Origin of the sequence: Pseudomonas sp. AP19, assembly GCF_001728855.1 — a bacterium.
Taxonomy (GTDB): Bacteria; Pseudomonadota; Gammaproteobacteria; order Pseudomonadales; family Pseudomonadaceae; genus Aquipseudomonas; species Aquipseudomonas fluorescens.
This window is the reverse complement of sequence record NZ_LXJP01000054.1, coordinates 23,723-44,179: the sequence shown is the minus strand read 5'-3', so window position 1 is coordinate 44,179 and position 20,457 is coordinate 23,723. Positions and strand designations below refer to the sequence as shown.

Annotated in this window: 20 protein-coding genes; 5 read left to right on the top strand and 15 right to left on the bottom strand. The window is 54.2% G+C overall.

The annotated features are described in order from the left end of the window. Positions 1-45 precede the first annotated feature (45 nt). From A7D21_RS27475 to A7D21_RS27465, 3 genes are all read left to right on the top strand, one after another. A complete protein-coding gene (locus tag A7D21_RS27475; protein WP_069553170.1) occupies positions 46-420 on the top strand; it encodes a histone-like nucleoid-structuring protein, MvaT/MvaU family in 375 nt (124 codons plus the stop codon). A 194-nt stretch (positions 421-614) separates the two neighbouring features. Next, positions 615-1,784, top strand: coding sequence for a lysozyme inhibitor LprI family protein (locus A7D21_RS27470; protein ID WP_171902647.1), 1,170 nt, complete (start codon positions 615-617; stop codon positions 1,782-1,784). A 199-nt stretch (positions 1,785-1,983) separates the two neighbouring features. Beyond that, complete coding sequence (locus A7D21_RS27465) at positions 1,984-2,526, top strand: DUF1523 family protein (protein ID WP_046071058.1); 543 nt, start codon at positions 1,984-1,986, stop codon at positions 2,524-2,526. Positions 2,527-2,655: 129 nt separating this feature from the next. On the opposite strand, the gene A7D21_RS27460 is transcribed toward A7D21_RS27465, so the two are convergent. The 6 genes from A7D21_RS27460 to A7D21_RS35925 all read right to left on the bottom strand — a co-directional run bounded on the left by A7D21_RS27460 (position 2,656) and on the right by A7D21_RS35925 (position 8,984). After that, positions 2,656-3,081 (bottom strand): hypothetical protein, encoded by a 426-nt coding sequence (locus tag A7D21_RS27460; RefSeq protein WP_069553169.1) that lies wholly within the window; start codon positions 3,079-3,081, stop codon positions 2,656-2,658. Positions 3,082-3,125: 44 nt separating this feature from the next. Beyond that, positions 3,126-3,602 carry a hypothetical protein gene (locus A7D21_RS27455; RefSeq protein WP_069553168.1) on the bottom strand — a complete coding sequence of 159 codons (477 nt, stop codon included), beginning with the start codon at positions 3,600-3,602 and terminating at the stop codon, positions 3,126-3,128. An 84-nt stretch (positions 3,603-3,686) separates the two neighbouring features. Further along, entirely contained in the window at positions 3,687-4,898 is a 1,212-nt protein-coding gene (locus tag A7D21_RS27450; RefSeq protein ID WP_069553167.1) for a hypothetical protein, read from the bottom strand. Positions 4,899-4,909: 11 nt separating this feature from the next. Then, a complete protein-coding gene (locus A7D21_RS27445; RefSeq protein ID WP_069553166.1) occupies positions 4,910-6,835 on the bottom strand; it encodes a hypothetical protein in 1,926 nt (641 codons plus the stop codon). 9 nt (positions 6,836-6,844) lie between these two features. Beyond that, complete coding sequence (locus A7D21_RS27440) at positions 6,845-7,702, bottom strand: SH3 domain-containing protein (protein ID WP_046071053.1); 858 nt, start codon at positions 7,700-7,702, stop codon at positions 6,845-6,847. Between the two features lie 22 nt (positions 7,703-7,724). Next, positions 7,725-8,984 (bottom strand): hypothetical protein, encoded by a 1,260-nt coding sequence (locus A7D21_RS35925; RefSeq protein WP_069553165.1) that lies wholly within the window; start codon positions 8,982-8,984, stop codon positions 7,725-7,727. Between the two features lie 418 nt (positions 8,985-9,402). On the opposite strand from A7D21_RS35925, the gene A7D21_RS27430 reads away from it, so the two are divergent. Together A7D21_RS27430 and A7D21_RS27425 are read left to right on the top strand one after the other, a co-directional pair. Further along, positions 9,403-10,656, top strand: a complete 1,254-nt coding sequence (locus tag A7D21_RS27430) for a TerD family protein (RefSeq protein ID WP_069553164.1) — start codon at positions 9,403-9,405, stop codon at positions 10,654-10,656. A gap of 329 nt (positions 10,657-10,985) precedes the next feature. Further along, positions 10,986-12,230 carry a VWA domain-containing protein gene (locus tag A7D21_RS27425; protein WP_069553163.1) on the top strand — a complete coding sequence of 415 codons (1,245 nt, stop codon included), beginning with the start codon at positions 10,986-10,988 and terminating at the stop codon, positions 12,228-12,230. 52 nt (positions 12,231-12,282) lie between these two features. Here A7D21_RS27425 and A7D21_RS27420 read toward each other — a convergent pair whose 3' ends face one another. From A7D21_RS27420 to A7D21_RS27380, 9 genes are all read right to left on the bottom strand, one after another. After that, positions 12,283-13,476 carry a DUF4236 domain-containing protein gene (locus tag A7D21_RS27420; RefSeq protein ID WP_083272251.1) on the bottom strand — a complete coding sequence of 398 codons (1,194 nt, stop codon included), beginning with the start codon at positions 13,474-13,476 and terminating at the stop codon, positions 12,283-12,285. 136 nt (positions 13,477-13,612) lie between these two features. Continuing rightward, positions 13,613-14,587, bottom strand: a complete 975-nt coding sequence (locus A7D21_RS27415) for a lysozyme inhibitor LprI family protein (protein ID WP_069553162.1) — start codon at positions 14,585-14,587, stop codon at positions 13,613-13,615. A gap of 83 nt (positions 14,588-14,670) precedes the next feature. Then, the gene (locus A7D21_RS27410; protein WP_069553161.1) at positions 14,671-15,672 is read right to left on the bottom strand and encodes a hypothetical protein; all 1,002 of its coding nucleotides are present in this window, start codon (positions 15,670-15,672) and stop codon (positions 14,671-14,673) included. Positions 15,673-15,836: 164 nt separating this feature from the next. Beyond that, entirely contained in the window at positions 15,837-16,415 is a 579-nt protein-coding gene (locus tag A7D21_RS27405) for a TerD family protein (RefSeq protein ID WP_069553160.1), read from the bottom strand. Between the two features lie 83 nt (positions 16,416-16,498). Then, positions 16,499-17,074, bottom strand: coding sequence for a TerD family protein (locus tag A7D21_RS27400; RefSeq protein WP_046071045.1), 576 nt, complete (start codon positions 17,072-17,074; stop codon positions 16,499-16,501). Positions 17,075-17,101: 27 nt separating this feature from the next. Then, positions 17,102-18,136, bottom strand: coding sequence for a TerC/Alx family metal homeostasis membrane protein (locus A7D21_RS27395; protein WP_069553159.1), 1,035 nt, complete (start codon positions 18,134-18,136; stop codon positions 17,102-17,104). Positions 18,137-18,147: 11 nt separating this feature from the next. After that, positions 18,148-18,597 carry a tellurite resistance TerB family protein gene (locus A7D21_RS27390; protein ID WP_069553158.1) on the bottom strand — a complete coding sequence of 150 codons (450 nt, stop codon included), beginning with the start codon at positions 18,595-18,597 and terminating at the stop codon, positions 18,148-18,150. 45 nt (positions 18,598-18,642) lie between these two features. Then, positions 18,643-19,812: a TerD family protein gene (locus A7D21_RS27385; protein ID WP_069553157.1), complete on the bottom strand. Its 1,170-nt coding sequence runs from the start codon at positions 19,810-19,812 to the stop codon at positions 18,643-18,645. Next, positions 19,812-20,399 carry a TerD family protein gene (locus tag A7D21_RS27380; RefSeq protein ID WP_069553156.1) on the bottom strand — a complete coding sequence of 196 codons (588 nt, stop codon included), beginning with the start codon at positions 20,397-20,399 and terminating at the stop codon, positions 19,812-19,814. The genes A7D21_RS27385 and A7D21_RS27380 overlap by 1 nt, the downstream gene beginning before the upstream one ends. Positions 20,400-20,457: the final 58 nt, after the last annotated feature.

Here is a 20,457-nt window from a genome sequence, read left to right as displayed (position 1 = left end):
CACATCATGCCAGTGTTAGGCAATTATGATCATACGGAGCACCACATGAGCCTCATCAACGAATTCCGGTCCATTCAAGAATCTATCCGCGAACTGGAGGCCCGCCGTTCAGCCCTCAAGGATGACCCGAAGCTGCAGACAGAACTCGAATTCGAAACGAAGCTGAAAGACCTGCTGGCCAGCTACTCAAAAAGTCTGCGAGACGTGATCGCAATCCTCGATCCGCAAGCTTCTCCTTCGAAGGCTGTCAAAGCCGTAACGGTTAAGCAAGGCCATCGAGCACCGCGCCAGGTCAAGGTCTACAAGAACCCTCACACCGGTGAAATCGTAGAAAGTAAAGGCGGCAACAACAAGAGCCTGAAAGAGTGGAAAGCTAAGTGGGGCGTTGACGTAGTTGAAGGCTGGTTTACAGTTAAGTAAGTATTTCCCGCAGCCCACAAGCCAGGGAGATCTCCCTGGCTTCTTCATGACTTTCCACATCTAGTCATTTTCATCACCGATTCTAGCGTCTTAATGACGCATCACTAGGAGTATTCAGGTTTCTCCTCACGTATTTTCATTCCCCGCCGATAATGGCTATGCCCAGCTGCTGGCACTGAATAACGGAATTAGGGATGAACCGGATGATGATTCGCAAAGCTCTCGCACTTACGCTGGCATTGGTTACTAGTAGCTCAATGGCAGCGAGCTTTAATTGTTCAAAGGCTGCAAATTTCGCGGAGTCCAGCATCTGCAAAGACGGCTATCTGAGTGGCGTCGACAACATTCTCGGTCGAGCCTATCAAAAAGCCCTCGATGAAACAGAGCACCCGGATGATCTTCGCCAGTCACAACGCGAATGGCTGTCCGTGCGAGATCAGTGCACCACCCAGAAGTGTCTCGATCAAACCATGGGAGCTCGTGTCACCTTTCTGGATAATTACTCACGCGTTGAAAAAAGTAAGGCATACGCTGCAGAAGAGAAGCTGCGCAAGGATGAGTATGAAGCTCAGCGCCAGGCAGAGGAACTTGCCAGCTCCCAAAGAGATGAGCAGTACCGGATCGCTCAGGAACAATCCCGTCAACAAAGACAGCAATCTCCTCAGCAGCATCAGGTGGCTCAGACACCGCCTCAAAGTGTGCAACCGGCGCCCTCCTCTCAGAACCCAGCCTATGTGGTTCCGGCACAGCAAGTGCGCCCTGCTCAGCCTGTAGCTGAGAAACCAGCAGTGCTGCGCATGTGGCAGGCCTTCTGGGCAGGTCCGGCATGGAAATACACGCTCTTGATAGGTTCTTTGATCACCTGCCTGGCGATCTGGAGACACCACACAGAGGCTGCCACGATCTACACCGACTACACCGATGCTGCGATCACGAATGCGCTGCCCGCGATCGGTGCCGTTTCGGCTCTGATCCTTCGCTGGCTTGAAATGCCTGGCTTGGTCTCAGGGATAGCGTTGGGTACCGGGATTATCTTGGCCATTGCATACGCCGTATTCGCGACCTTCCGGACAAACCAGGGAGCTCTGAGTATCACCCTAGTTATTGTTGCCAAGCTCACTCTCATCACAGTGTTCTATGCGGTGATTGGAATGCTGATCGCGTCTCTCTTTTCGAACAGTGCTCGACGCAAAGGTGAATCTCAAGCGCGTGCTGCTGCGAGAAACAGTCGAGAGAAGACGCAAACAATGGCTCTGATCACAGGCTTGTCGGTGGCTTACACCGCTTTTACTGCCTGGGTCTGCCGGCGACCTGAGTTCACCTCACTTTCCGAATGCCTGGAATTTGATACAGCACCTGCATAAGCCAGGGCGATCGGAACGCGATCGCATGCTTCAGCAAACAAGTAGCCCGGGAGATTTCCTGGGCTTTTTTTGAGCCGTCGTTACTATCATTGCAGCACCTACACATTTGCTAACCAAGTTTAGTAGCACCCCAGCGGTCAAAGGTGAAAACCCAAGATCGAATTGGGGCAGAATTCGACGATCAAAATGGAGCACATAAATGAAGTGGATTAAAGGGGTGGTTATCGGCGCAATCTTGCTCGTGATCACTGGTGCGGGACTGGGTCTGTTTTATGTTTTGCCGCAGTACGACGTGGTGGCCATCACCGGCGTTGAGGTAAAACGTGTGGACGATGACGGCGTCATCAATGCTGAAAACCCAGCGGACGGCCCTACCCGGGATGTGTATTTCATTAACACTGAACACCCAACATCGAAAAAGGTAATGGTCTATCGCAATGAAGATACCGGGTGGAGTTTTCCGTGGTACTTCAAGTTTGACTCGGCCGACGTTCAGGCAAAGGCCCAGGGTTACTCACGAGATGCCCAGCAGCTGGCTCTAATTCGTTATTACGGCTGGCGCATTCAAATCTTGTCCGTGTTCCCAAACATCACAGACATCGAAGCCACGAACAGTCGCGAAGAGCCGTTTCCTTGGTTCAACACGATTTTCCTCACCGTAGGCACGCTGCTGATTTTGTTTGTGGTGTTTTTCCTGCGCCGGCGATTCAAGCGCAAGACCAGGGGCGAAGTACTGGGTTGAGCGGTTGAACCACTCGCCTTTTCAGCTTGGAAGATTCGTTAACCGCAGAATGAAAAATGCCAGTCAGTTACCTGACTAGCATTTTTTGTAGGTGAGATTCCTTCATCCGGCCTGGCTAAAGCAAGCCAGTCAGCGCTTTACCATTTCACACTGACGTCGCAAGTCATCGTTTTTGATGCTCCCGCAACTGCCATTGCCAGTCTTGGCGTAGCACAAGTATCGCTGATCGTCTTCACGGATACTCGCGCAACTCCCATTGCCTGTTTCGACGTAGCAGGCGTTACGCAAGTCGTCATTGTTGATGCTTGCACAGCTTCCGTTGCCCTCTTTCACGTAGCAGTATTTGCGTTTGTCATCATCCCGGATACTCGCACAACTGCCATTGTCGGCCTCCACATAGCAGGTAGCGCGCAGATCGTCGTCCTTAATGCTCGCGCAACTCCCATTCCCCTCTTTGACGTAGCAGTAGGCGCGTTGATCGTCGTTGTTGATGCTGCCGCAACCGGCGTGAGCGAAGCCGCTGAGCACCAGCAGCATTACCAAAATAAGCCTCATCCCACCCTCCATGAATTGCCGAACGCTACCTGGAACATGACGGATCAGCCGCGGGCTTCCTTTCGGAGGTCGTCCAGTTCGTCGACAATCTCCTCATCGCGATCCTCGAACGCCTTGGCCATATCACGCTGCAGATCCACCTGAACGTCCATGGATTTTTTTGCCAACTTCATGCCGTCCTTAGAGCCCATAATCATTTTCATCGCCTGATCAGGATGCTTGTTGGCCTCGATCATCAGTTCGAGCTCGTCGGCATCAAAGTGATCTGCGTATACCTGGACCAAGGTATCTTTCAGTAGGTCCTGGGAAATGTTGTCCTCGATCACGGCCTTGATTTTTTCTGGCGCGACTTCGCGATATTTGGATGCATAACCCGACGTGGCGACTTGCACTAGCATCTTGTATTGGACGTCCATGCCCATCAACTTGACCAGTTCTTCAGCTTTGTCCTGGCTTGAACCGCAACCGGCCAGCAGCACCGAGCAGAACGCCGTGATTGCCCATTTGGAAACGTTCGTCATGAAATGCCTGCCTTTGTCTTGAGATTTTTTTTGGTGACCGTGGAGTACGGCGGTCCGCACTCCAGGTTCTAGGAAATGTGGTGATCAGTTCGTCTCAAGCGTGAAGCTTTTGCTCACGAACAGGCCGGAAAATAACGACTTGTCTTCCTTGAAAATGTAGGACTCTTCAAACTTGGCATCGGTGGCCAGCTTTTGAGCGATCGCGCACTCCGAATCGCTGTGATCCTTGCCCTTGACTCCAAAGTCACTCTGATAAACTGATAGGCCTGTTTCATTGCAAAACCCGGTGAACTCCTCACTCTTGGTAGCGGCCTTGAATTCGTCGAACGACTCCTTTAACTGGTCGAAGCCCTTGTAAGTCAGCGAGTAGCTGGCCACCTTGGTCTTACGAGCAAAGTCACCTGCGGCTTCCGCAATTACGGCCTGGCCCATGGACGTACTGTAAGCCCCCATGATGAAGCCACTTAGCGCGCTCTTGAGTTGCGCCTGGACATCGTCAAGCTCTGGGATGGACGCAAATTTAGCCTCGCGCACAATCCGGCCAACTTCACTGCCGTCATTACGATGCACCACTACAAACTCGACCGAGCCTTCGCCGTCGCTAGAGCGCGTGAGCTTGAAGTCCAAGTCAACTTTGGTGCCGAACTCCCCTGTAGCGGCGGTGATAAATGCACCAGTGAACGGCAGACGTTGGACGATATTGCTACCCCACGAGTAGGGCGACTTGACCACGCCTCCGTACTGATCAATCTCCGCGCGCGGCTGGATCTCATCCGCTACTTCCGAGGGCAGGACCACATCTGTGCCTTTGTGCGACAGGTAAGGAGTACTCATGTCCATGCCCAACAATTGGACATGAATCTCGCCCTTCTTGTTATCACCTTCGCGGCTAACCTTGAGGGCGTCGGCCTTCAAGTACACGCCACCGGCACGACCGCCACCAGTACTGGACGAAAGCAGATACCGTGACCATTCGACCAGGGCAGACTCTTTTGCCCCGGAGTCCATTCCACCGAGCAGCCCCATAATCCCTTTCAGGAATTTATTTGCGCCGTTGGTCTCTGCTGCAACCAGGCGGATTTCTGGTGTTTCAACGGTGACGTTTCCCGACCAGAAGGAATAGGAAATATCTCCCTCGCTCAGGACGTTTTCTAGGAAGTACTGTTCCTTCATCTCATCGTACTGACGCAGCGCTTGCTTCTTGCCGGAGCTCGATAACCCCACACCAGCTGCAAGAATCGCAATACCGGCGACCGCAGCGGCGATGAGGATGTGCTTCTTGTTCATCGTTTTCATAGTCGGTTGCCTTACTGAATTTGAGCGGATGCTTGCTGCCAATCAATCACGTGCTGCTGAGAGACTGCAGGCGTCCAGTTGAAGTCGATCCCGGCGCCAGGAAATTCCTTGGCCAGTACGGCACCAAATGACACTCTGTCAGCACAGTGGTCTTGCTTGCAGGCCTCAGCCGCGCCAGCGGTATACACGCGATACGTAGGAACGGCGCGACCGTCTTCGAGCGGCAGGAAGGGTGTCATGTTTGCCGCCGGCAGCACGTACCACTGACTCTCCAGTTCAGCATCAGTCTGTACACGCCCCTTACGTGGGAAATCGACCTCGTAGTAGTCGCCGCTCTTTCCAGTGACGTGAATCATCATCGGCACAGCTGACTTTGAAGAGTTCGGGTCCTGCATTGCGATCGGCGATGGGAAGGTGACTTTGATGCCGGCCATCTGCGCCAGCGCCTCAGCCTCCCGACCTTCGAATTCCTTCATCCCGGATTTGAGTTGTTCGTAACGCGCCAAGACGCGTGTGTGCAGCTCAGCCATTTGCTGCTGCAGACGACGTACTTCTCTCAGGCGGATCTCCTCGCGACGCAGGGCGAAGTTATTGCCTTGGCGAGCATCGAAGTAAAACTCACCACGGTTCTCGCCCATACGCGTTTTGAGAATGCTGTCTTTGGTTTCCGACGCGTATCCTTCGGGGTAAAGCGCTTCGAAGTTCTTGGCGAAGAAGAGGTTCGACAGGCCGACGGTCGTTGGCGACGTTGCCTTCACCAATTGGTAGACCTCAACCACAGCGCGCTTCAACTCAACCGCATCAAGAGCAAATGCCTCATCTGCAGTGATCACTACATAATACGGATCACTGGCGAACGGCGACAGGACACGGTAGTTGGGGCGCTCAAAGGCCAAATACACCTTCATGTTACGCGCAGGCAGTTCACCCACCTGAAAGAGTGCTTGGTCTGCCCGGCTATTCAGGAAAGAAAGCGCCTTGCCTTTCACCGCTGGGACCAGTGCCTGGTTGAACATCAGACCGCTCGGGTGCACGGTTGTTTTTGACCAGGTATCACCGCGATAGGTGTTGGGTACCGCCCAACGCAATTTGTCATAGGCCCCCTCGGCATAGCCTGATGCAGAGCAAGGCATGGCGGGTGTCGACTGAAAGGACAGACTTGGATCGGACTCATCAGTTACCGACTTGCTGATAACCCATTTGCATCCGCTTCCGTCGGTAATCCCCATCAGGTTCTGGTTGGCCAGCACCAATGAGCGGCCGAAGTCACCGGTAGGAACTGCGGCAACAGCGGCCGGCGCTTCAGCTGGCGCGGCAGGGTTAGGGGTGGCGGCTGGAGCTGCCTCCACAGGTACTGTGGCCACCGGCACCGGTTGCACTGGCGCGGGTGAAGCCTCTGGTGCTGGTTGTGGTATCACAGGTGCCGTTACAGGCGCTGGGGCCGGTGCAGCAGCCACAGGCGCTGCGACGGCAGGCTCAGTAGGCGCAGCGGCGGCTGGTAGTACAGACGCAGCCGCCACAGCTGCTGGTGGTGTAGGAGGAGAAGCCACGGGGGCTACCGAAACAGCGGGCGCGGCAGCGGCCGGAGCGGCAGGCGGTGAAGTCAGCGTGGCCAGGCCCAGATTGGTCGCATAGCCCGCGCCGGTGGCGTAAACCGCCCCCTTTGCGTCGACTGCTTTCCAGGTGACCTTGGCCGTCGGGCATTCCTGGCCGAGAATATACGGGAGCTTCGATAGAAGCGTGTTCAGCGGTTTCTGGTCATCCCAGGTTGGGCGTTGCATGGTGATGGCCACTTCAGGTTTGCACCAGGTGGTCGCCTCACCATCAACGTTCACTTGGATCTGTTCTGTCTTCGAGTAGGCGAGCTGGTGAGCCCAGGCTTGCGGCGCGATGCCGCAAGCACCCACTACAACGAGAGCGAGTGCGCGGTTTTTCATGAAGATCCCTTAGATGAGTTCCCAGGTGCCGTTGGCTTGTTTGCAGAAGGTGTTCTTCTCCTGCACAGTGTTTCCGTCGGCCGCTTTGAGGCTCACGGTCACCGGCCGGCAAGACGTTTCAGCAGCGACCTGCTGAGTTGGCAACGTCGGGATCGAATCCAGATCGAAGGCCCTTGTTTCCTTGTCGGCAGCGACGTTCATCTCGTCCAGGTTGGCCGCGGACTTCACACGCTTCGCAACGGCTACTGATTTTGGTTCAACCAAATCTTTGTGGACGTAGCCGACAGTTACACCCTTGCGGCCGACAAGAATCCAGTCGCCTGTCGAACCAACGGCAGTGAACTCGGTGCCAGGTTTCAAACCACCCACTTTGTCTGCGCCTTTTTCAGGCGCGGCGCGCACATTCGAACTACTTTTGGTGACGTACTGTTCGTTGATGAGCTTCATCGAAGGGACGGCGACGATCTTCGGAGCACGTTTCACTTCAACCGTTTTAGTTTGGGTGAACTCTTTGCCCTGAACGATCTCCGCCGACGCGCCAGAATGGGCCGATGTCCAGGACACGGGCAGACTGGACCCGCTCGGCGAGGCGTTCAATGCATCTTGCGTGCGTTGTGCTAGAGCCTGCTGATCCTGCTCATCGAGTTTTGCACCGATTTTGTTACCGATGTAACCGCCCAGTGCACCGCCGACCAGGGTTGCCACGATCCGTCCGTTGCCTTTCCCGATGAACTGCCCGATGACAGCGCCAGCGACGACACCCACTGCGGTACCAGCCTGTTGCTTGTTGATACCCAACTCAGCGCAGCCAGAGGTTGATGCTGCGATGGTCAATGCCAGTACTGAAACGAGAAACTTTTTACGCACGGTGACTCTCCCTTTGTGTAGGTCACTCTGCTTTCAGCAGAGGCCTTGTAATGTTGTAAAGCATTGCTTCTGAGGACATGGCCCAATGGAAAACGGTGGCAAGCACAACTGGCTGTTTGCCCAAGCTCCTGAACGCATCTCTATAACCGGGGCTATCGACAATTGCGTTGCCAACAACGAGAGGCAGCATAACGATCGAAATCACGGCGACCGGTCGAACGAAGCGAATTCGCCCGGGGAGGCTTCGAAGCGCCTCAACACCCGAGATGATCAAGACCACAAGACTGATGCCGCCGAAGAACAACCCGCTAAGAAGGGAGAAGGGGATAAACCACATATTCTTGAGGACGTTCAAACCTTCAGCGCCGTGGATGTCGGTGTGAGCGACGTCATAGGCCATGTTGTCGGCAATGCCAGGCAGATAAGCCTGGTACTGCTCTCGCGTAGCCAGAAGGTTCATGCCCTTCACATAGAGAGGACCGAGCTTGGTCTTCGCCATGTGGCGAACCTCGGTAGTGTTGGCCAGAGCATCCCGTGTCCGCACACCGGGATTGATTGACCGGGCGTACTCATCAATGGTCGGCTGGTATCCCAGATCGTCCCCTGCATTCGGCCATTTGATCGGTCGCCACTCACTCCCCGAGATGCCCCCCGCACGAAAACCTTCAAGCTGTGCATACGCCCTGCTGATGTCACTGATGGAGGGCACGACAGTTTCTTGCAAGCGCTCGTATAACGCGTCTCCATTACGGACGGTGTAGCCACGAAAAACTGCAGCTGAAAAGCCTTGGAAGTTCCTGTCGATGCGCTCGACGTAGGAGCCTTGAACACTCATCAGAACGCCGAGGTTTGCTATAAAAGCCTTCCCCTCTCCCTGATCCTTGTAGGCCTTATAGGGGATCTGCGGAATAGTCAGGGAGTCATAGAGCAACCCCTTTTTGGTGACGTATGCGTAGAGGCTACTGACCCGTAGCGAGCCGGGGAACTGCTCTGCGACCCAATCCGGTGCCGCACCCTGAAACCACCACGTCAACGGCGTAACGACAAGTGTCGATGCTCCGAGCCAAACCCACAGCACCCTCCCCTTGCCTTGGTATCGTCGATAACAGATTCGCCATACCAGCAAGCACATACTCGTCGCCGCCAGGATCTGGCTATAGGTCTCAAGGACTTCGAGTTTTCGGAGGGGGATATCAGCGCCAGCCATGTTGAGCAGCTCGGCGTTGAACAGCAGACTGCAGATCAAATAAAGGGCGTTCAAAACCACAAGTGCGATTAGCATCCAACGGGTCCTTGTCAGAAATTAAACGCCAGACCCTGGATGATGAGGGGGAGCGCAAATAGATGTAGCATATTGCCATCTAGCAGGAGACCGCACCACTCAAAATGCCTTGTCGAATTCCGGTGCAGAACGCCGGGCAGATGTTTTGGTTTCCTACGATCAGAACTTAACGGGACTGAGAGGACTTTCAATGTCGCGCACAACATTCCCTCTCGTACGTTCCAATCTTGGGTTTCAGACGGTGTGTAAATGGAGAATGGATGTCTCGGCGGTCGCCGGCGGCCAAGCCGTTAAACTGCATCAATGCGATCAGTACCAATGAGGGGATGTTTCCCATTGGCCGGCCTTCGCGCTCAAACAACAAAAGCGCAGCGCATGAACAATGCGTCACGAAAACCCATGGAATAGGCGGCATGAATTGAATCAGTCACTCAAACCCGGCGAGAACACAACGATCTCTTCCTCCCAAGGGCGGGTGGAAGTTACCCATGCGGCAGGTAACAACCTGGACGTAAACCTTACTGCGTTTTTGGTCACCGATACTGGCAAGGTAGTGGATGACAGCGGCATGGTTTTCTTCAATGCACCCGAGCACTCTTCAGGCGCGGCGACATTCGCGCCCCCGATCGCTCGTGGCGACACTGTCAGTCACAGCATCAGCTTCGACTCGTCTCGACTCCCGTCCAACATAACTAAGATCGCAATTACTTTGACGCAAGACGGCAGCGCCGGCGGCTTCGAAGCAGTCAAAGACCTTCGCGCTATCGTCATTGCCGGGGACCAAACCCTGGAACTGGCACCTGAGCCCTTCTCACAAGAGACGGGCATCATCGTGCTTGAATTGTACGTCCGGAACGGCCAGCTCAAAGCGCGATCTGTATGGCAAGGTTTCGCCTCAGGTCTTGCCGGACTTTGCGGGTTTTATGGCATCGAAGTTGAAGACGATGCATCCTCCGGGCAGGCGGTAACACCTGCACCGCCTCCGAAGCCCGTCAACATCGCCAAGACCGTGGTAAAACTGGACAAGCCTGGCAGCAGCCACAAGGTGTCACTCGAAAAAGGGCCGTCAGCTCCAAAGGTAATTCGCGTCAGCGCTACGTGGGTTGATAACGGCGACGGATCTGACAACGACGACCTCGATCTGCGAATCGGCATCCTTCGTCCTGATGGGCGAATGTCCATCATCCAGGCACCTGACAAGCGTGGGGCTTTTGACGTCGATCCCTTCGTTTTCCATACCGGTGACGTGGTCAGCGCCAGCGCCTCCGCTCCTGGTATTGAAACCGTCGAAATTAACCCAGCAATCTCGCAGCTCATGGGCGGCAAGGTAGCGCTGGTCTGCAGCGTTTATTCAGCAGTAGATAACGGTGCGGTTTCGGTGGCATCGCTGAAACCTAAGATGCGGATGGAGTATGGCGACCAGGTCGTGGAATGCGCATTCGAGTTCAAATCCGGGTTTTTTAGCTCAATGGTGTATACCTATGTGATCGGGCAGATCGAAATTTCCCAGGACTTTGTCCTGCTTAGCCCGTCCGGAGTTACCTCCAAAGCCGGCAGCGAAGCCACCCCGTGGCTGACTCGAAAGGGAGACAAAATTGAGCTGACCATGGACGGCCCACACGTATTTAAAGGCCACCCAATCGAAAGGAGCGGCAAAAAACAGTATGTCTAAGCTTTCGTGCTAGCAGGCGCTTTCAGCAGATTCATGCTTGACAAGTACTCCCGCGACGGCACACGGCCGCCGCGGGATTTCTATTTTGGTTGTATGCAAGCATCATCGGCCTCGTCAACCCATGATGAATTGCCCCGTGTGCTCGAGAGAATGAACAGTTCTTCCCATAGGAATTTCCCGCTGCGACCTCATTGGCCGTATAAGACTTGCAGAAACATCGAGCGCCGTTAAGTTTAAGCCTACGGATATACCAGCCACTCCTGTGAAAACGGCTGTATCACCTTGGCCGTTTCATAATCAGGCGCTCTAATCGTCACAAGGAACCATGCATGCAGATCACCCAAGGCCAGCGTATGCCTCTGGCAAATATTCTTCCCGGTCTCTCACTCACTCTCTCGGTCAACATCGAAAGCCCCAGCGCAATCGACTTCGTATGTTTCGGTGTCGACGAACATGGCAAGCTTTCTGATGATCGCTACATGGTCTTCTTCAATCAGCCTTTCACGCCTTGCCGCAGTTTGGTTCTCGCCCCCGGTGGCCAGTTTGAAATTAATCTAGCCACCCTGCCCGCCTCTATCGATCGCTTGGTCTTTACAGCCTCCATCGACGGTGCCGGGGCGATGAATGACATCCAGAATGGCAACTTCAAAGTAATCAGCCCATCTGGTGAGATAGGAGCGACCTGCGCATTCTCAGGGCTCACATTCACAACCGAGAAAGCGGTAATGATCGTTGAGCTTTACCGTAAGAATGGGGAGTGGCGGATGGCCTCAAACCTTCAGGGCTTTGCCGAGGGCTTGGACGCTCTCGTGAGGTATTTTGGCGGCGAAGTTACTGAAGAGGCTGCACCGGCCCCATCTCCCTCCACAATCTCTCTGGAGAAGCGTGTAGCTGCTGTCGCGCCGGAACTGGTCAGTCTGGCCAAGAAGGCACAGGTTAGCCTCGAGAAAGCCTGCCTGGTTGGAATGAAAGCTCGCGTTTTGCTCGTGCTCGACGTCACCGACTCGATGAGAAATCAATACAAAACCGGCCGGGTGCAGGAAGTACTCAATCGACTTGTGCCAATCGCCGTCGCCCTAGATACAGACGCCGAACTTGAGTGCTGGACATTTGCCGAACGGCCATTGCGACTCTCACCTGTGACACTGAACAACTACCAGAACTTTGTCGAATCCGGCAACAGCGGCTGGAAAAAGTGGGACGTCGGTCGGCGCTACAATGATGAGCCGAAGGCGATCCAAAAAGTGATCGAGTCCTTCCAAGCGTCCAAAGACAAAACCCCAATGTTTGTGGTTTTCATCAGCGACGGTGGCGTGTCTGAAAACCGCAAGATCACGCAACTTATGGTGGATGCAGCGAAGCTGGGAATCTTCTGGCAATACATTGGTTTAGCAGGCCGGAATTACGGCATTCTGGAAAAACTGGACACCATGCCCGGGAGAGTCGTGGACAACTGCGGATTCTTTGCCCTGGATGACCTGCACGACATGACGGAAGAGCAGTTGTACGAACGGCTGATGCAGGAATTCCCGATGTGGATCTTGGAGGCAAAGCGCGAAGGAATCATTCGCTAACCCTCTCCTGCCCTGCCCCACACCGCGGCGGCTCTAGCCGCCGCGGTTGTCTTCAGTTCAAGACCGACATATCCATCGGCGTCACCTCAACAAAACGCGCAGAGCGGTCCAGCTTTACCACTGCGCCACACGCGTTCAGGGTCGCTGCAGGATCGATCGCATCCAGACGATTAAAATCAATCGCACCCCACTGATCTCGCGCTACCAAGACCGAGAGCACGTATTGATCATCCACTGTCCCGGTAGCGGGGTTGTCACGCTGGATATAACCCGACACCAGAATCTTCTGGATCGCCGGCAGTAGAGCGAACACCTCACCTACAACTCGAAACAGAGATCCATAGCACAGCGCGACAAAGTCTCTACGTACCTGGGCATCCGAACGATTTTTGAAGGTTAGTTTGCCGTTGCCACGGGCTTCAGCGCTACGCTGCGGGATATCGCCCTCATCAGGTAAATCAACATCAAGCGCGACTCCGGTAACGTCTTGTGAGAACTCATAGTCCACCTGGGTTTCTTTTGGCCAGGCAATGCCGCTCAACACATAGTCCAGGGCACGTTCCATCTGAGCACTGAAGCCCTTTGCCGCCAGCCGGAATGCTTTCTCGATTTCGGTGCGTTCAAATTCATGGGCGTCCCGGGTTGCCTGCCAGTTCGCGAGGTCTTGTCGATACTGCTCTTCCGCCGACTCGGCCTCACGCTCAATCTTCGCGCTGCGCAGTAGCATTCGATCCATTAAGCCTGGCGTTTGCTGGGTAGGCCTCGTGGGCTCTTCAATGGCGAAAGGAGCTGGGATTACCGGCATGGCCCCCGGCCGAGGTGTCAGTAGGTGCACACCTAGGCATGATTCGAGATCCTGATTGACCTTATCAGCTGCTTTCGTCAGCAAGTCCTGAATGGAATCGGCCATCTCGGATTTGACGCGTTTGATGACAGCAGCCGGCAACTCGATGTCATCCATATCCGTAATCAACAACGTGCCATCGTCGTTTACTTTCACCTTTACCTGGCCAGAGTATTCGCTTCCGGCAGGGCCTGGTTGGGAGCTACTTGATCTGCTGGGCCGGTCGATCCTTTCACGATATGAAAGACCAGTACCGGGTAAGCCCGCATTGAGATAGGTCCCATTGCGGCCCATCGTCATACTAAGACCACGAGGCCCAATCGAAGTACTTACCCCTTTGCCACTAATGTTAAGGCGTACGCCAGGCACAATCGTGATTCGCTTGCTGAAACGAAATCCCATGACTACTCCTTGATCCTTCTTCCTGGATTCTTTGTTGTTTGAAATGCCGGCTTCGGTCGGGCCCCTTAGACTGGCCCGACGTTCATTTACATCGGTGGCCGCGCATGTGGCAATAGCGCGACCTCCGATATGTCACTTATGCCCGTCCGGCTATGTAATCGTCGATCGAACTGAATTGCCGATTACGACACATCCAGCCTGAGAGGAATACGAATACGGTCGTGGCAAGAACTGCCCAGCCGCGCCGCCGCCGGGCCTCACTTTTGGTTCGCGCACCGCCGCACAGCAGGAGGGCCATCATCAGGAGGTAGAAGGTCAGCAGAATGACCTTTGCGAAGAGGGATAAAAGGAAAAACCAGATGCTGTTGCTTCTGTACGTTTGGATAAGCACCTGCAATGACATAAGACCTCCAAGGACACAGGCAGCAATGATGGCGTAGTTGCGTGGTACCTCGAGCCAGGCGCTCGCGACGAAATACGCACCAATCCCCAAGATCGGAGTCAAGGTTGTCCAAAGCGCGTCGGTGTAGTCCTGATAGATCGTAATGGTCCCCCGACGGTGCAGGTAAATGCAGACCAGCAGCAACATTGCCATCACGAACAGGCAAATTTTCAAGTTCAGGATCGCTTGATGATCATCCGTGGCATTTCTCGGGGCTGCCGGCTTCACCACGGCGGGGACCATTGGAGAAGTAGCGGCCTTTGAAATCACATTTGTTTCAGATTGATCAACCCGGGAAGCGGCAACGGAGGTTGGCGCTTTAGATGGCTGATCCACCTTGGTGCGTAATAGAACACTGAGCCGATCAGTCATCGAAGCGGTTAAGCAACTGGCGGTCAGGCAGTTGCCGCGCAGACGCAACCAGTCTCGTTGATCTTGACGGACCTGCGCCTTGTTAGGCGCCGCGTCTAAAGCGCGGACATATTCGGAGTTCATCTGCTCATCCAGACGACTGAGTGCAGAATCTGTGCAAATCGATTTCTCAGCAAAGGTTGCAGCTTTGGTGCAATCAAAGCTGGTTGCATTGGAGTGGGCTGATACCAGCGTGAGCAACATGACGAAAAGGCAAGAGCCGATGTTGAATCGCGACATATTCGATTTTTCCTTCATTTTGTTTGCTCCAGCGTTTCGCCAGAGCCCTGCCTAACCGCGCTCGTATGCACACGGCTAGGTGCCTGAAGCCTGGCTCTTACTTACGACGTTGGGGCTTGAAGAAATGTCGTGCCGTCCCACTTGTAGTTTTCGGTGCTCTGAACACTCGGGCAGCAATCCGCATCATCGGGACCGATGGAGAGAACCGTCAGTCTTACGGTTTGGGGATCAACTACCTGAATGTCCTGGACACCATTGCCGACTACAGCTTTTCCACGGAAGTCCCAACCTGCCGAGTTGCCAATGAACGCGGCAAGGGTTTGGAAGTAGCCATTACCGCCACCTTGACCTTCGATCGTGTAAAGCACCACGGCATCCTTGATGCCGTCGTTATTCAGGTCAGCAAAAATAACCTGACGGCCCTCCTTGTATTCATCCCCGCCATCCTGGGCGATTTCACTCGCGATCATCCGATCTGCAGATGCAGCAAGGTCGGATGGCACTAATGCCTGAACAGTCGATTCGACGGCCTGAGCTGCTGGTTCCGCCGGCCGGGCAGTCGGGGTGACCTGAGCCTGAGTCGGTGCTTGAGGTACCTTGCCTAACAAGATTGCCTCAGTCTCAGTCATTGGTTCATTAGGCTTAGCAGATGCTTTGCTCGCTTGAACACCGGCGCTGATCTTTTGAAGCACTGCAGCACGCAGTTCTTGCATGTCTGAAATGTCAAAAAGTTGGTTGCGGGTATTGCCGAACGGTTGACCTTCACCTAGGAACCATCGCGCAAAAAAACCTGGACGCTTGTTTTCCTGTTGATCGACCAAGTGGTCAATTAGCTCATTGGCAGTTTTTGAGAAACGATCAAATCCATCTTTGCCGACGACTTGCACGATCGAGTCCTTCTCCCGCTCGATGTTGCTTCGTGCGAGCTCGAGCATGACAATGTTCGTGTCGACCAGTTTGCTTTCGCACTCATTCGTATAATTTCCAAGGCATGCCTGCCTGTATTCTTGAACTGCATTGTTTGCCTGGAAGTCGTTGTAGGCTCCGCAGCCTGACATAGACACCAAAACACCTGCAGCTACAACCCCACGAAACATGCCCATCCAAATATCCTTTTAAACCCGAGAACCGGTGGACTGCCGTGGTGATCGCCAGCAGTCGCTCCTAGTGATGAAGTAGTCGAAACCGCCTACAGGACCAACTCCGTGGTCTTTCTGTAGGCAAGAAAAAGCCCCCATTTCAAGGGGGCTTTCTCAACCCTTGCGGGTTAGCCGATGTTCACGCCCATCGACTTAGCCAGAGGCGCCAGGCCACCAGCAAAACCTTGGCCAATCGCCTTGAACTTGAACTCGTCGCCATTGCGGTACAGCTCGCCGAAGATCATAGCGGTTTCAGTCGAAGCGTCTTCGCTCAGGTCGTAGCGCGCCAGTTCTTTGCCGTCAGCCTTGTTCACTACACGGATGTATGCATTGGCAACCTGGCCGAAGCTCTGCTTGCGCGCTTCTGCGTCGTGAATGGTCACTGCGAAAACCAACTTCTTCACAGCGGCAGCCAGACCGTTCAACTTGACGTTGGCTTGCTCGTCATCACCTTCGCCTTCGCCGGACTGGTTGTCGCCAAGGTGTTCAACCGAACCATCAACCGATTTTTTGTTGTTATAGAAAATGAAGCTGGCGTCGTCGAGAACTTGGCCACTTTCACCCAAGATAAAGATCGACGCGTCGAGGTCGAATTTGGAGCCGTCGGTTACTCGTGCGTCCCAGCCCAGACCTACAGTTACTTCGGTCAGGCCAGGGGCCTCTTTGGACAAACTTACGTTCCCGCCTTTCTGCAGAGATACGGCCATTTTTGATTCCTTTAAGTGAGGTAAACAAGGCCTTGAAATCAAGGCCAAGTAAACAAAAGATAATTAAATTAACGACTTAGGCGTTAAAAATTCATGCCATAGTTATTGGCCAGAGCTTTCAGGCCGCCGGCATAACCCTGGCCAACAGCGCGGAATTTCCACTCGCCGCCGTTGCGGTACAACTCAGCAAACACCATCGCAGTTTCAGTCGACGCGTCTTCAGCCAAGTCGTAACGAACAACTTCCGCATTGGTCGTATCGTTAACGATGCGAATGAAGGAGCCGCCTACCTGACCGAAGCTTTGCTTGCGTACTTCTGCATCGTGGATGGTAACGATGAAGACCACTTTGTCCACGTCGGCCGGGATGCGGCTCAGGTCTACCTTGATTACTTCGTCGTCGCCGTCGCCCGCACCAGTGCGGTTGTCGCCAGTGTGCTCAACCGAACCGTCAACGCTTTTCAGCTGGTTATAGAAAATGAAGTCGGCCTCGCCGCGTACTTTGCCATTTGCGCCCAGCAGTAGCGCACTGGCGTCCAGGTCGAACTCAGCACCATCAGTAGCACGCGGGTCCCAGCCCAGGCCTACCAATATTTTGGTCAGGCTCGGGTCGGTTTTGGTCAACGAAAGATTGCCACCTTTCTGTAGGGTCAACGCCATGGGTATTACTCCTTGTGGTATGGGCTATTACTCAGCGGTTTCAGGTTGAGCTTCTTCCTTGCCTGGGAAGACAAGGCTTGCAACCACACCAATCGCCAGTACAACCATAACGATCAGCAGGCTGGTGTTTGCATCGATTGTGTAGCCATGGTGGAACATGTGGTCGGTTGCGTTCAGGCCTAGTTTACTGGCGATGAAGAACAGCAGCGCGACTACAGATTTTTCCAGGTGGACCAGGTAGCGTTTCAGCGCTTCGAGCACGAAGTACATGGTACGCAGACCCAGGATCGCAAACAGCATGGCTGAGTAGACGATCAGAGGTTCACGGCTAACCGCGATTACCGCCGGCACAGAGTCGAATGCGAACAGGACGTCAGACACTTCTGCCACAACGAGGCAAAGGAACAGCGGTGTCGCAAAAATCGTTCCTTTTGCTGCCAGAGTCATGCCTTTGTTTTCAGGCTTCTGCAACTCAACCTGAAGCTGTTTACGGCTGACGAAGAAGTTATGGCCATAGAGTTTCGGCCACACAGGGAACAGCTTCTGTGCGAAGCGGTAAGCCATGTGCTTGGAGTAGTCCTCTTCCTCGTCATCATCACCGCCGGCGCGCAGCATCATAACTGCGGTCCAAGCCACGATCACTGCGAAGACGATTTCGACCCACGGACCGAAAGCCAACAGTCCGGTACCAATGGCAACGAAGATTCCGCGGAACACGATGGCGCCGATTATGCCCCAATACAGGACTCGGTGACGCATGCCATCCGGCACTTTGAACCAGGCGAAAATCGCCATGAACACGAACAGGTTGTCGACGCTCAGAACCTTTTCCAATGCGTAGCCAGTTACAAACAGGCTGGCGACTTCCGGGCCATGCTGTACGTAGAGGAATCCGGCGAACGCTAACGAGATAGCGATCCAGAAGATCGACCAAATCGAAGCCTTAGCCAGGGAAATTGGCTTGTCACCGCGGTGAGTGACCATGTCGAGGAGAAGCGCGCCGAGCGCGATCCCGACGAATACCGCTAAGGTAAGCGGAGGGAAACCGATGTGAGTGTCCAAAGTACCGTTCCTTAAAGTTCAAAGTCAGCTGGGTTAAGGCCCAGCTCAAGGCAGACCAAGCGGCATGCTGCTTTTTCTTTGTCATCGAAGTCGCCGTCAGACGCACCAATGGCGCAGCCGACGCGAACCAAGAGCCGGGCAGCGCCAGCATCGTTCTTGATCTTGCCGATAACCTTCAGTGCTTCGGCCTGGCCAAGCTGAAAGTCGAATTCGAACTTTTCGCAGTGTGCGTTGAACGCCTTGATCACATCGCCCATGTCGAACACTTTCAACTCAGGCGAGTTTTGAATGAAGCCGGTCATCTTCTGTTTTTCTTCAGAAGATATACCACCTGACGCCGCCGAGATGAGCGCGCAATTCGCAGTCATCGCATCAAGAAATTTCTGGTTCTTGAACTTTGAAACTTCAGTAGTCAGTGCTTCACGCGCTGCAACTACGTTTTGTTTAAGCCATGCAAACATGTTGTTTTCCTCCAAGGGCGGGGTCGACAGACCCCGCCAGATTTTCTATTTGGAGCCTGCGCGCCAGTTCATGCCCCAGCCGTAAGCTTTGTCCATAACTGCGTGACCTCGATGGAAGTCCACACGCCGAGAGACCTTAACGGCGCCGTTCACATTTTCAAGCATCGCAATGGCGCACATTGCGTCACGCCCCCCTTCTTCATTGAGACGCACCTCAATTTCAGGTTGGCCTGGTATGAAAATGGTCACAACACCATCGGTTTCTCTCCAGTTCGGAGCACCCTCGTAGATGAAGGCGAAGACCAAGATCCGGCGGATTTCACTCCACTTGGTCCCGTTGATGTGCATCCACTCACCACCCGCGACAGAGCCAGTACGGTCGTCACCCATCAACTGAATGAAAGGTTCCTGCGTGAGACTGCCGAACGATCTTCCGAGGGCTTGCACAACACCCTTCTCGCCGTCCTGGAGTTCATAAAGGCAACCAACATCCAAGTCGACGGATTGGCTTCGCTTGAAGAAGCCGCCCGAACTGCCTTTGTTCCAGTTCAAGTTCACCTTGATTTCGCCGAAACCGGCTGCCGTCTTTTCAAGACTGATAGACGATCGTGTTTTATCGAGGGTGACCTTGCTCAGACTGATCGCAGATTTAGGTGCAGCGGCCGGAGCAGGCGGCGGCGTTTGTACCACGGGAGCGGGGGCCGGTGCTGGTGTGGCGACCTCTACACCAAAGTGCTTGGCCAACGGTTCAAGGCCGCCATTAAATCCCTGGGCTACACAGCGGAATTTCCAGTCACCATTTCGCCGATAAAATTCGCCGAGGATGAGTGCTGTTTCCTTCATTCCGCCGGTAGGGATTTGAGCTTCAATGCCACCCGTCACCACAACCGAAAGATGAGACACGCGCTCAAAGCTCGCCTTGTTCTCGTAGATAGTGGCCGTAAAGGCCACTTTCTCAACTGCAGACTCAAGACGACTCGTATCGAGGGAGAAGACTGCGCGTCCGGCCGAGGATTCGGTCAGCTGAACAGCGCCACCCAGAATTTGAGGCTGGCCATAGAAGCACATATCGCCATCGCCACGGACTTTTGCTGAGGTGCCCAGTGCGAAGGCCGAAACGTCAATATCGGCCCCCTGGACTGGCGAGTAATTGATATCAATGCGAATCTGGCCGCTGGCAACCGGCGCATTACCACCAGGTACGAGATTCGCCATTAGCGCAGCGCCTGAACGGCCATAGTGATCAGGTCGTCGGCAGTTCGGCCATTCGTGGTGGTACCGATTGCCTTGAATTCCCAGTCGCCATTTTCGCGGGTCAGGCTCGCCATGACGATTCCGGTGTGCCCACCTTTTTCCGAAAGGTTGAAGCGTGCGAGCTCAGTGTTGTTGCTGCCATTCACGATACGGCAGTAGGCCTTGTCGACTTTCTCAAATGACTGGCCGGTGAAGGAATTTACAGTAAAAATGAGGTATTTAACGGTTGAAGGCAGACGCTGCAGGTCAACATAGATCGTCTCGTCATCCCCATCGCCTTCGCCTGTACGGTTGTCACCGGAGTGTTTGATCGAGCCGTCCTGGGACTTCAATTGACGGAACCAGACCAGGTCGATTTTCTGAAAGTCGCTGTTGAGCAAAATGCAGGAAGCGTCGAGGTCGATCTCGGTACTGCCACCAAACATCTTGCCAAGGAAGCCAGCCGCCTTGACCGGGTCCCAACCCAATCCTAGGCTAATGCTGGTAAGCGAACTGCCGGCCGTTTTAGCCAGGGAGATGGATTGCTTTTTTTGCAGGGTGAGTGCCATGGTTACGCTCCTTGTTGGTCGTCTGTGTTCGTGTGCCGGTCAGCGTTGACCGTCACTT

Excerpts from the sequence above, each read along its gene's own strand:
- A7D21_RS27475 (WP_069553170.1), top strand. The coding sequence starts at position 46 with ATGAGCCTCATCAACGAATTCCGGTCCATTCAAGAATCTATCCGCGAA.
- A7D21_RS27470 (WP_171902647.1), top strand. The coding sequence starts at position 615 with ATGAACCGGATGATGATTCGCAAAGCTCTCGCACTTACGCTGGCATTG.
- A7D21_RS27465 (WP_046071058.1), top strand. The coding sequence starts at position 1,984 with ATGAAGTGGATTAAAGGGGTGGTTATCGGCGCAATCTTGCTCGTGATC.
- A7D21_RS27460 (WP_069553169.1), bottom strand. The coding sequence starts at position 3,081 with ATGAGGCTTATTTTGGTAATGCTGCTGGTGCTCAGCGGCTTCGCTCAC.
- A7D21_RS27455 (WP_069553168.1), bottom strand. The coding sequence starts at position 3,602 with ATGACGAACGTTTCCAAATGGGCAATCACGGCGTTCTGCTCGGTGCTG.
- A7D21_RS27450 (WP_069553167.1), bottom strand. The coding sequence starts at position 4,898 with ATGAAAACGATGAACAAGAAGCACATCCTCATCGCCGCTGCGGTCGCC.
- A7D21_RS27445 (WP_069553166.1), bottom strand. The coding sequence starts at position 6,835 with ATGAAAAACCGCGCACTCGCTCTCGTTGTAGTGGGTGCTTGCGGCATC.
- A7D21_RS35925 (WP_069553165.1), bottom strand. The coding sequence starts at position 8,984 with ATGCTAATCGCACTTGTGGTTTTGAACGCCCTTTATTTGATCTGCAGT.
- A7D21_RS27425 (WP_069553163.1), top strand. The coding sequence starts at position 10,986 with ATGCAGATCACCCAAGGCCAGCGTATGCCTCTGGCAAATATTCTTCCC.
- A7D21_RS27420 (WP_083272251.1), bottom strand. The coding sequence starts at position 13,476 with ATGGGATTTCGTTTCAGCAAGCGAATCACGATTGTGCCTGGCGTACGC.
- A7D21_RS27415 (WP_069553162.1), bottom strand. The coding sequence starts at position 14,587 with ATGAAGGAAAAATCGAATATGTCGCGATTCAACATCGGCTCTTGCCTT.
- A7D21_RS27410 (WP_069553161.1), bottom strand. The coding sequence starts at position 15,672 with ATGGGCATGTTTCGTGGGGTTGTAGCTGCAGGTGTTTTGGTGTCTATG.
- A7D21_RS27405 (WP_069553160.1), bottom strand. The coding sequence starts at position 16,415 with ATGGCCGTATCTCTGCAGAAAGGCGGGAACGTAAGTTTGTCCAAAGAG.
- A7D21_RS27400 (WP_046071045.1), bottom strand. The coding sequence starts at position 17,074 with ATGGCGTTGACCCTACAGAAAGGTGGCAATCTTTCGTTGACCAAAACC.
- A7D21_RS27390 (WP_069553158.1), bottom strand. The coding sequence starts at position 18,597 with ATGTTTGCATGGCTTAAACAAAACGTAGTTGCAGCGCGTGAAGCACTG.
- A7D21_RS27385 (WP_069553157.1), bottom strand. The coding sequence starts at position 19,812 with ATGGCGAATCTCGTACCTGGTGGTAATGCGCCGGTTGCCAGCGGCCAG.
- A7D21_RS27380 (WP_069553156.1), bottom strand. The coding sequence starts at position 20,399 with ATGGCACTCACCCTGCAAAAAAAGCAATCCATCTCCCTGGCTAAAACG.